Here is a 10459-nt window from a genome sequence, read left to right as displayed (position 1 = left end):
GGTCCCGTTCCTGAGCAGTCAGCACCAACGCAGCCTTCGGCCGCCCCATCCGAGCCATGAACAGACTCTACTCATGAAACGAATTCCTGACTCAGGACACTAGAGCGAGTCCCAGTAGTTCCGCAGCCACTCGCCGTCCGGCGCATCCCCGAGAGCGGTTCCCGCGCTCCGGGCGTCCGGTACGACATCGAGCTCGCCCCAGCGCACCGGCCAGGCCAGACGCTCATTCACTGTCCAGGCGAGTATCTCGTCCAACGACTCCATTCCCCGACCGTCCGGAGCGATCACCACCCCCTCCTCGAACAACGCGCACCACGTCTTGTCGTCCGGTGCGAAGTGCCTCCTCGCGAAAAACCAGTAGTTGGTACCCAACGGCTTCGGGACCCGCGGTTTGTGGAGGAAGGCGAAGTCGCCGAGGACCTCGCCGGATCCGGCCCGGAGGAACCGCAGGGTGGTGGGGCCCATCGCGACCAGGACATCGTCGGCGCCCCACAGCAGCACACCCGTCTCGGACGGGACGTCCAAGGTGCGCAGCCGCTGCGGCTCGTCCCCGTCCAGCGACCACACCTCTACCCGCCCGTCGGCCGTGAGCCAGGCTCCCGCGTCGCCGGACGGGGCCCACGCCCAGGAATCGGCGTAGACCATGCCCTCTTGCACCGGTGTGACGTCGAGGCGGTAGCGGAACCGGTCCTCGTCGTAGATGAGGACACCCGGCTGTGTCCTGGAGGCGTTGCCCGCGCCGACCAGGGCCGCCAGCCGCGGCACATTGCCCCGCATGCCCCATTGCAGCGCCGAAACGCCTTGGTGGCCGGTCTCCCTCCCGCTCGGCTTGCCGGTCACCGCGTCGAGGAAGCGCAGCCCCTTGTCGTAGTGCACCAGCAGCCGGTCATCCGGGCTCCACGCGGCGAGTTCACCGATTCCGGCCAGCCAGCTCACCTGCCCGGACGAGACGTCGATGACGAATGCCTCCGCGTGGCCCCTGCTCTCGCCCTGCGCCTGCAACCGGGCGCCGTCCCGTGACCAGCGGACCCAGCGGTCGGCCTGGAGCGTGACGCCGTCGTGCGCGGCCATCTCCTCGGTCCGCAGATCCTCCCGGAGCCTGTCGGCCAGCAGGAACGGATGCGCGGGCGGGGCGTCACGGGAGGTCCAGTGCAGCTCGCCGCTGTCCATGGGGACGATGCAGCCGCCCACCTCGCACGGGGTCCCGGAATTCACGAAGACCCGTGTCCCGTCGGGCGCCAGCGCCCAGGGCACCGGCCGGGTCGTGCCGTCCGTGACCAGGCACTCGGCGAGGGTGACGGAGCCGAGGAAGGGGCTGAACGGATCGAAGACACCGAGGTGGTCGGTGTCGTACGCGAGGCCGATGCGGCGGCTGTCGGCCGACCATTGGATGCTGCGCTCATCGCCGGGCCGGCCGATGCCGCCCTGAATGCCGATGTCATTGACGCAGCGTCCGGTGACCATTTCCCAGATCTGCAAGGTGCCGCTGTGGTCGCCGCCCGGCAAGGTGCCGGTGGCCAGATAGCGGCCGCAGGGGCTGAGAGCGTAATCGTTGATCTCCGTCTGATGGCTGTACGGATGGCGAAGGAGTGCGCCCGGCCTCTCGCGGACCTCTCGCGTGGCGGCGCGGTGCTCCTCGGTGATGCCCTGCTCGCGCTCCAGTTTCAGCAGCCGCGCCCGCAGAGCCACCAGATCCGAAACCGCCCCGGCGGCCTGAGGCTCGCCGTGGTCGGAGGCGTCCTCATCAGCGAGCAGGGCCCGTAGCGCCTGCTCGTCGAATATCGGGATGTTGCGTCCCCGTGCCTCTTGGAGCTTTCTCCCCTCGTTGTAGTGGAGGCTGTCCACGAACACCAGATCCGTCCGGCTGGTCACCGCACCCGTCACCCGGGCACCCAGCTCCTCCAGCCGTCGCTGCGCCTCGTCCTGGCGCAAGCCGTCGAAGCGGCCGATGAGCACGATCGACTTTCCTCGTACGTCCATGCTGCAGACCGTAGCCGCAGCCACTGACAACGGCCCTTCGGTGGCGTTCAACAGCGCCTCTGGGGAGGGAGGTTGATGTGTGCGGTAGCCGCTCCCCGGGTGGTGGCCCGCGATCTCCTCGGCACCGCGAGCCTTACTGGCCGGTGAGCCTTCCCGGTCGGTGGGGCTTCTCGCCCAGAGGGATCCCAGTGACCCGGCAGGCGAAGACGTCCACATCGCGTCGGTCGGCCGGTACCGGGTGGCCTGTCGCCTCGGCTGTGTCGTCGCAGGCGGTGGGCCGTTGAGCGTCGGACCCGGGATAACGGTGCGGATGGCTTGGCTCGTGGGAACGCGCTGTGTTGGCGGTGGTGTCTCGATGTCCCCTGGCCGGCGCCGACGGCCCGTCGTGGCGCGGGGCACGCCGCTCCGCCGGGAGCCCTTGAGCGGGTGGTCCGCCGGGGGCCCTTGAGCGGGTGGTCCGCCGGGTGCTCCGGAACCGGTCCGCCGCTGATTCATCGCCGGTACGGTGGACGTCCGCCACGGGCCTGACGCCCGTCTCTTCGGATTGCGAGAAGTCCGATGAATCAGATTGCAGCCGACACTTATCTGGCCGCGGCGGTGGTGGTGCACCACGCCCGCGTGCTGATCGTGCGCCGTAGCTACCGCGAGCGATTTCTGCCCGGCGCCTGGGGTGTGCCGTGCGGGAAGCTTGATCGTGGGGAGTCCGCCGAGAGCGGCGCCCTACGGGAGTTGAAGGAAGAGACCGGGCTCCTCGGCACCGTCGTCGCGCACACCGGCTCGACCAGCTTCCTGAGCGACTACCAGGGCCGCCGCGTCCACAACCATCAGGAGAACTTCGTCGTCCGCCCGCTCACGCTGGATGTCGTCCTGCCCAGCGCGGACCAGGCCTACCGCTGGGCACGGCCTGCCGAGCTGGCCGAGGCAGGGGTGGACGCATACAACCTCACGGTGATCCGCCAGGCACTCGGGGGACGGCTGGACACCGCCGGGGTCCGCGTCATGACGGCCCGCTTCGGGCACCCGGGCCCGCCCCCTTTCAGTAGCCCAAAGACCCTGCCAGAGCGTCGAGTTCGGCAAGATAGACGGCCGGCGGCAGCGGAGTCTTGGGCAGCGGATCGACGCGCTCGGCGCGGCCGGTCCTGACCTCACCGCCGGTCCTGATCTCACCGTCGGTCCTGATCTCACCGTCAGCCCTCACCGCACTGTCGGCCCTGATCTCACTGCCGCCCCGGCCGGCGTCGCCGGTCGGGTCCGGGGCGCCGCCGCTGTTCATGGCGGAACTGCTGTGCATGACGGAGCCGCTGCCCCTGACGCGTCCGCGGCTCCTGACGTAGACATCGGTCACCGACCGCTGCTGGGCGGTCTCCAGGAACAGCGTCACCGTCGGCTCCTCGCTCACCACCCGGTGCAGCGTACGGGCGGCCAGGCCATAGCTCCGCCCGGCGCCGTACTGTTCCGTGCGCAGCAGTCGCAGCCGTGCCTCGCCGACCCGCCGCAGGCGCCAGGCCCCGCCGGGGCCGTCGATGGTCTCCCGGTAGGCGACCGCCGGCACGCCGTCCGCGGCAGGCTCGTAGCACTCCATCCGCACGCTGCCGCGCACCACCGCCGAGGCGATCGCACAGCGGTGATTGTGGATGTCCTCGGAGACCGCGCCGGCGGTGCCGTGCCAGAAATGGACCCGCAGCATGAACCGGGGCGCGCCGGGCAGCAGCAACAGCTTGTCGAAGCCCAGGACATGGCGGTACGAGAGCCGGATGCACTCCGCAAGCTCCAGATCGCCGGCGGATAATCGGCGCACCAGTGGACCGAGTGTGCCGGGGTGCGCCAGCTGGGCGATCACCTCGCGCGCCGACTCGGGCGACGGCGGCACCGGCCCGCCGCCCAGCCCTTCCACCAGCAGCCGCCTGGCCTTATCGACCTGCATCTCCGACTCCCCTTCGCCGACCTACTGGCCCGCACCGCCCCCTGACCTGTCCCCCTGACCTGCCCCGCCCCTCCTGACCTGCCCCGCCCCCCTGACCCGCACCGCTCCCGTGACCTGCCCCGCCCCCTGACCCGCCCCGCCCCCTGGCCCGCCCCGCCCCAGACAGCACCGGCTGGCCTCGTTCCTCGGAACCCGGCTCGCCTCACGGCCGGTAGACCATCAGGGCGTACCGTCGCAGCACCGACAGGCCCTGGTACGCCATCCACACCGGGTGGCCCATGGGACCGTCGTCCCACCGCCACACTCCGCCCTGCTGCATACCGTGCACCCGCGCCACGGCGGCGGTCAGCTGCGCCTCCCACACCGGCAGCCCCACCTCCTCGGCCGCCACCTGCCGGGCGCCGTCCGTCATCAGCGCGCGGGCCACCCACGCGGCGGCGAAGTGCCGTACGGACAGCAGCTCCTGATGCAGCGGATCCTCCTGGACCGGCCGCCGTACCTCCTCCTGACAGTTCTGCAGATCGGCTGCGCCGCCCCCCGGTGCCGCCGGTCCTGCCAGCAGCCAGCGCAGTCCCTCCTCGCGCACCGTACGCTGCCGTTCGTCCTCACCCAGCACCCGTGCGGCCCGGTCCAGCGCCACCACCGCCCGCGCGGTGTGCACCGCGGACGGCGCCGGATTGCCGTGGCCGGTGGCCAGCGCCGCGCCCCAGCAGCGGTGATGGCCGCGCGCCGGATCGGCGGTGGCGCCGTTGACCAGGACCTCACGCAGTCCGCCCAGCGCGGTGGCCCCGGGCGCCGCCCGCAGCAGCCCGCGCAGCACATTCGTGACCACGTAGGTGTTCGCCAGCCCCGACGCGTCATGGTCCGGGTCCCACAGCACCTCGCAGGAGCGTATTTCGGCCTCCAGCAGCCGTGGATCGGCACCGGCCCGCGCCAGCGCACCCAGCACGATCGCGGACACCTCGGGGCGCGCCCCGCTGCCCTGGGAACGGGCGGCCCACCCGCCGCCGGGAAGCCGTAGCCGCCACAGCGTCTCGGCCACCTCACCGGCTCGTATGCGGCCGTCGCACGGCGCGATGTCGAGCAGCAGATGCAGCCCGTACGCCGTGCCGAACGCCGTCGGATGCACCGGCGGTTCGCTCTCCGCGAGGGAGTGCGGCCAGCCCGTGAGCGGTCCGCGGCCGGACACCTCGATCACTGCGAGGCCGCGCCGCAGCGCCTGGTACGTGCCGTCCACGAGCTCGGGCAGCGACCCGGCGGGGGAGGGCACGGGGGCGGGCGGGGGCGCGGCGGAGGCGGCCGCACCGCGGGCCCGCAGCAGCGCCGCCGCCAGCCACACCACGGTGCCGACGCCGACGCCGGCGGTCGCCGCCACGCAGTAGCGCGCCGCCTCGCCCGCGAGATTCTGCGGCAGGATCCCCAACAGCGCCTGGAACACGGCGAACGCGGCGGCCGGCACGCCCAGCCGCCCCAGCCAGGGCAGCAGCCGGGACGGGGCCAAGGCCCGCGGAGCGGCGGCGGACGGCGGGCCGGGATCCGGCAGGGGCGAGCGGTCGGCCGCACCGGAACGCTGTGGTGGTAAGTCCTGCCGCAGCACCATCTGCTGCTCCCTCCCCCCGGGCGCGCGCCCCCGCACGGCCTGTGCGAAGGGCATCCCGATCAGTGTAGGAATCCCCACTGACAGCGGGGTCGCACACCTGTTGCAGCCCTTCCGGGCCATCGCCCCCCCGCCAGGGCGCCCGGCTCCAACTCCCGGCGCCCGGCTCCCGGTACCGTCCCCCGGCTCGGGGACCCCCCGGCTCCGGCCCCCGCCTCCGCGCCGTGGCCCCGGCCGGGTAGGCCCTTCCTGACGCGAAACCGCGAAACCGCGAGCGGGTCGCTTCCTGACGTGAAACCGCGAAACCGCGAAACCGCGAGCGGGCCGCCGGACCGAACGGCGCTGACGGCGCTGAGCAACGCCCCGCAGCCCGCACGGACTGCGGGGCCGTCGCTGCGATCCGGTCAGGCGCCGGCCACCGCGCACTGGCCGCGGTCGGCCTTCATCGGGCCGGCGGCAGTGGGGCGGACGTCGAAGTCGAACATGGCGGTCGGTACGTACAGCGAGCAGCAGGCATTGGGGATGTCGACGATGCCGCTGATGCGTCCCTCTATGGGTGCGGAGCCGAGCAGCAGGTAGGCCTGCTCTCCGCTGTAGCCGAACTTCTTGAAGTACTCGACGGCGTTGAGGCAGGCCCGGCGGTAGGCCAGCGTCGCGTCCAGGTAGTAGTTCGTGTCCGTGTCGTGGTCGACGGAGACCCCGATGAAGGTGAGGAACTCCGTGTACCTCGGCTCGACGTTGCCCGGAATGAAGACGGGGTTGGTGGTGATGCCGTACGTCTCCATGCCGCCCTTGATCAGGTCGACGTGGAAGTCGATGAAGCCGCCCATCTCGATGGCGCCGCAGAAAGTGATCTCTCCGTCGCCCTGGCTGAAGTGCAGATCGCCTCCCGAGAGCTTGGCGTCCTTGACGTACACGGGATAGAAGACCCGCGAACCGCGCGTGAAGTTCTTGATGTCGTGGTTGCCTCCGTTCTCGCGGGCCGGCACCGTACGTGCGCCTTCCGCGGCGATGCGCGTGGCGAGGTCTCCGGTTGCCGTGCCGGCGAGCGCGTTGGAGCTGTCCGGCGGTACGGCGAGTGGCGGGACCCGGTTCGGGTCGGTGTCGATCAGCGCCTGCTCGCGGGTGTTCCAGCGGGCGAGCATTTCGGTGGACGGGGCGGTTCCGAACAGGCCGGGGTGGGTGATCCCGGTGAAACGGATCCCGGGAAGGTGGCGGGAGACCGCCTGCTGCCCGTGGAAGTCCCATATGGCCTTGTAGGCGTCCGGGAAGTAGTCGGTCAGGAATCCGCCGCCGTTGGCCTTGGCGAATATCCCGGTGTAGCCCCAGCCCTGGCCCGCCGCGTCCCCGGCCTGCTGCGGCACGGGGCCGAGGTCGAGTATGTCGACGACGAGCAGGTCGCCGGGTTCGGCGCCCTCCACGCCTATCGGGCCGCTGAGCATGTGAGGGATGGTCAGGTCGATGTCGCGTACGTCGTTGGCGGTGTCGTTGTTGCCGACCTGGCAGTCGGTCCAGTCGCGGCACTCCATGCGGAATTCCGCTCCCGGCTTCACCATGGTGACGGCGGGGATGTCCGGGTGCCACCTGTTGTGCCCGGGGACGTCCTGGTCACGCATCGACTTGCTGTGGTCCACTTTGAAGACAATTTCGGGCATGACAGCTCCTCATTTCTGGTCCGGTCACGTTGGTGCGCCCACGCTTTCGGCCGCCGGGGCCGCCGGGGGCGTCTGCCGCGACTTCCGGGTGAGCGGCCACAGCGCCGCGAACACCACCACGCCGAAGACCGCGAGTGCGATGGCGGTTTCGGTGGAGTGCAACCAGTAGCCGGAGAGCAGCAGCGCGGCGGGAATCACGCCGGTGACCCAGCCCTCGATCGCCGTGACATAGCCCGTATAGGTGGTAAGTCTGTCCAACTTGAGACCGAGCAGCAGGAAGAACAGGAACCACAGGAATGCCCAGTAGAGCCAGATCACGCCGAAGGGGTAGTCCTTCAGGAGATGGAAGTTGGCGAACGAGTATCCCAGGGCCGCGACGGCCACGAACAACGAGTAATAGCCGACGCCGGTGGTGTCCAGATTGGTGAGCAGCCCGATACCTACGTAGAGGTAGGTGAAGCCGAACAGATAGATGCCGGATACCGCCAGGATCTTGGTGGGGTCACCAGCGGCAGCGATGATGAGGTAGGTCGGTGTCAGCACCTGCAGTGCGCCTACGAAAAGGTTGAACACCGCTGCTGCCCGGCCATCAACCTTCCCGAGCAACAGCATTCCGTTGAGGAAGAGCACCGCACCGACAAAGAGCAGTCCCACGTTACCCACGGGGACGCACCTCCTCAGTCCGCGTGGGGGACGGAATCGTCGAAACCCGCCTGCGACGTTCTGCCTGGTCGACCACCGCCCTCAGGGGCGCGGCAACCGCGAGAGTGCGGGATGCGGGTGCCGTGGCACCGTCCTGCGTGGCGGCACTTCGGAGACCACTGCCGGGGCCTCACGGGCCTGCTCCTCCTGGTCATGGAGGGCGGCGACCGTGTGCGAGGTCTGGGTAAGGCCAGGCGAGGAGTACACGCGTCTCGCGGCGCTTGCGCAATCAGGGCAGCCATACGTCTTGGGCGCCGTCCCGATCGCCAACTTCACGTCGAAAGACCCACAGCGGCTGCATAGATATTCATAGGTTGCCATCAGCAGCCTCCGGATGCCGGTGGACGCTGGCCAACCCGAGTGTGTGCGGCGCGCCTCGATAGGCGTGCGCCAGAGTTCACTTCGTCTCTTCCAGGAGACGTCTCCTAGATCCACGTGTCAAGTCCCGGACGGCTGGGCCCGTCCCTTGGCGGAACGGCCCGACGCCAAGCCCTGACGCTGCCGCCGCCAGACCCACCGCGAGGCGTGCCACGGCGTACAGCTCGGACCTTCCCACCTGGTGCGGACTCGACGGGGATTGCAGCGCCGATGCCTACTCGACTAAAATTCAAGATCACCGGCAAACCGAACCGGTTCGAGGAAACCGGCCGGTTTACAGGAGCAATGGCCCCCACTGATGGAGGACGGCCATGGCAAAGATCCTTGCGGTGCTCTATCCGGACCCCGTGGGCGGCTATCCCCCCGATTACGCCCGCGACGAGATCCCCACCATCACCGGCTATCCGGGCGGTCAGACCGCGCCGACCCCACAAGCCATCGATTTCACCCCGGGAGAGCTGCTCGGCTGCGTCTCCGGAGAACTGGGACTGCGCCGCTTCCTGGAGGAGCGGGGCCACACCTTCGTCGTCACGTCCGACAAGGAAGGAGCGGGCTCCACACTGGACCGCGAGCTGGCCGACTCCGAGGTGGTGATCTCGCAGCCCTTCTGGCCCGCCTATCTGACCCCCGAGCGCATCGCCGCGGCTCCCCGGCTCAGACTCGCGATCACCGCCGGGATCGGGTCGGACCACGTCGACCTGCCGAGCGCCATCGCCCAGGGCATGACGGTGGCCGAGGTGACCTACAGCAACAGCATCAGTGTGTCCGAACACGCCGTCATGCAGATCCTCACCCTGGTGCACAACTACCTGCCCGCCCATGACTGGGTCACCGTCCAGAAGGGCTGGAACATCGCGGACAGCGTGTCGCGCGCCTACGACATCGAGGGCATGAACGTCGGCGTCCTCGGCTCCGGCCGTATCGGCCAGGCGGTGCTGCGCCGCCTCAAGCCGTTCGACGTCACCCTGCACTACTGCGACGTGCACCGGCTGCCCAAGGACGTCGAGGAGGAGCTGGGGCTGACCTATCACCCCGACGTCCGTTCGCTGGCCTCCTCGATCGACGTGCTGTCGATCCACACTCCGCTGCACCCGCAGACGCAGAACCTCTTCGACGACGAGCTGATCGGCGCCATGAAGCGCGGTTCGTACATCGTCAATACCGCACGCGCGCTCATCGTCAGCCGGGACGCCGTGGTGCGGGCCCTCAACAGCGGCCAGCTGGCCGGGTACGCCGGTGACGTCTGGTATCCGCAGCCGCCACCGCCCGACCATCCCTGGCGCACCATGCCGTACGAGGCGATGACCCCCCATGTGTCCGGTTCGACGCTGTCGGCGCAGGCCCGCTACGCCGCCGGCACCCGGGAGATCCTGGAGTGCTGGCTCGACGGGCGCCCCGTCCGCCAGGAGTACCTGATCGTCGACGGCGGCGGGCTCGCCGGGGCGGGAGCACGCTCGTACACGGTCGCCGGATAGCAAACGGCGGCCGCGGCGGACGAGAAATTGCCGGGAGATTTTATAGGGGTCTTTGAAAGATCCAGCATTCTTGGAGAAATTCCAGCAGAAGATCCACCACCCTGCTGTGAGCCGACTCACGCCGAAATTCCTGGACGGGCGCCAGGTGCGGCCCTTAGCGTCCGTAAATAGATTGATTTTTCCTTATGCGAAGGCATCGGCGCCGCGCATACTGTTTCGCAGGAAAACAAGGTGAACCCCGGGAAGGTGGATCAGTGAGCAGCACGGACGCCGTGTGGGTACGAGGCGTGAACGGCATTCAGATGCATCACGTGACCGACCTGCAGGATGCCGGCAGATTTCTGGGCAACGCAGCCATGGCGCTACGGTCCGCGCATGTGCGGACCGGCTCCGACCGGTACTCCGGCATTGCCGCCGAGCTCAGGAGCCTGGTGGAGCGGGTGCGGGAGCTGGAGGACGAGGCCAGGTCGACCATGCACGACCTGCACTCCACCGACCCCGAGCGGTTCCTTCGCTGCCGGGACGGCCACGAGCCGTGGCCCGGTGAAATCCCGGCCGGATTCATCCCCCGCCATACCTGCAAGGACGAGTGCCTCTATCACGACCGTGAGGTGCTTGAGGCCATCATGCAGTGCACGTGCGGCCGGCCGCCGTGCCGGGCGTGCGAGATCGGCGGAAAGCTCTGACGAGCAAGGAGCGGAAAGCTCTGATGAACAAGGATCAGAGCGCGCGCTGAGGGAGCCCCCGC

At 69.5% G+C, this 10459-nt stretch carries 9 protein-coding genes; 3 read left to right on the top strand and 6 right to left on the bottom strand.

Annotated elements, in window-relative coordinates:
• Positions 1-99: 99 nt before the first annotated feature.
• Positions 100-1980, bottom strand: a complete 1881-nt coding sequence (locus AB0C46_RS38235) for a BRCT domain-containing protein (protein ID WP_362833722.1) — start codon at positions 1978-1980, stop codon at positions 100-102.
• 558 nt (positions 1981-2538) lie between these two features.
• Between AB0C46_RS38235 and AB0C46_RS38230 the strand changes: the two genes are divergently transcribed.
• Positions 2539-3123 carry an NUDIX hydrolase gene (locus AB0C46_RS38230; protein WP_362833721.1) on the top strand — a complete coding sequence of 195 codons (585 nt, stop codon included), beginning with the start codon at positions 2539-2541 and terminating at the stop codon, positions 3121-3123.
• Here AB0C46_RS38230 and AB0C46_RS38225 read toward each other — a convergent pair.
• The 5 genes from AB0C46_RS38225 to AB0C46_RS38205 all read right to left on the bottom strand — a co-directional run bounded on the left by AB0C46_RS38225 (position 3017) and on the right by AB0C46_RS38205 (position 8179).
• Positions 3017-3904: a hypothetical protein gene (locus AB0C46_RS38225; RefSeq protein WP_362833720.1), complete on the bottom strand. Its 888-nt coding sequence runs from the start codon at positions 3902-3904 to the stop codon at positions 3017-3019. The genes AB0C46_RS38230 and AB0C46_RS38225 overlap by 107 nt on opposite strands.
• 202 nt (positions 3905-4106) lie before the next feature.
• Positions 4107-5558, bottom strand: coding sequence for a hypothetical protein (locus AB0C46_RS38220; RefSeq protein WP_362833719.1), 1452 nt, complete (start codon positions 5556-5558; stop codon positions 4107-4109).
• Between the two features lie 347 nt (positions 5559-5905).
• Positions 5906-7156, bottom strand: coding sequence for a formamidase (gene fmdA / locus AB0C46_RS38215; protein ID WP_362833718.1), 1251 nt, complete (start codon positions 7154-7156; stop codon positions 5906-5908).
• 24 nt (positions 7157-7180) lie between these two features.
• A complete protein-coding gene (locus tag AB0C46_RS38210; protein ID WP_362833717.1) occupies positions 7181-7819 on the bottom strand; it encodes an AmiS/UreI family transporter in 639 nt (212 codons plus the stop codon).
• A gap of 81 nt (positions 7820-7900) precedes the next feature.
• Positions 7901-8179 carry an FmdB family zinc ribbon protein gene (locus AB0C46_RS38205; RefSeq protein WP_362833716.1) on the bottom strand — a complete coding sequence of 93 codons (279 nt, stop codon included), beginning with the start codon at positions 8177-8179 and terminating at the stop codon, positions 7901-7903.
• A 368-nt stretch (positions 8180-8547) separates the two neighbouring features.
• Here AB0C46_RS38205 and AB0C46_RS38200 point away from each other — a divergent pair, with 368 nt between their 5' ends.
• Positions 8548-9711 carry an NAD-dependent formate dehydrogenase gene (locus AB0C46_RS38200; protein WP_362833715.1) on the top strand — a complete coding sequence of 388 codons (1164 nt, stop codon included), beginning with the start codon at positions 8548-8550 and terminating at the stop codon, positions 9709-9711.
• Positions 9712-10013: 302 nt separating this feature from the next.
• Positions 10014-10397, top strand: a complete 384-nt coding sequence (locus AB0C46_RS38195; RefSeq protein WP_362833724.1) for a hypothetical protein — start codon at positions 10014-10016, stop codon at positions 10395-10397.
• The last annotated feature ends 62 nt before the right edge of the window (positions 10398-10459 follow it).

The organism is Streptomyces sp. NPDC048637, from assembly GCF_040650675.1.
Taxonomy (GTDB): domain Bacteria; phylum Actinomycetota; class Actinomycetes; order Streptomycetales; family Streptomycetaceae; genus Streptomyces.
Note: the sequence above shows the minus strand (reverse complement) of the source record. Positions and strands in the feature narration are given on the sequence as shown.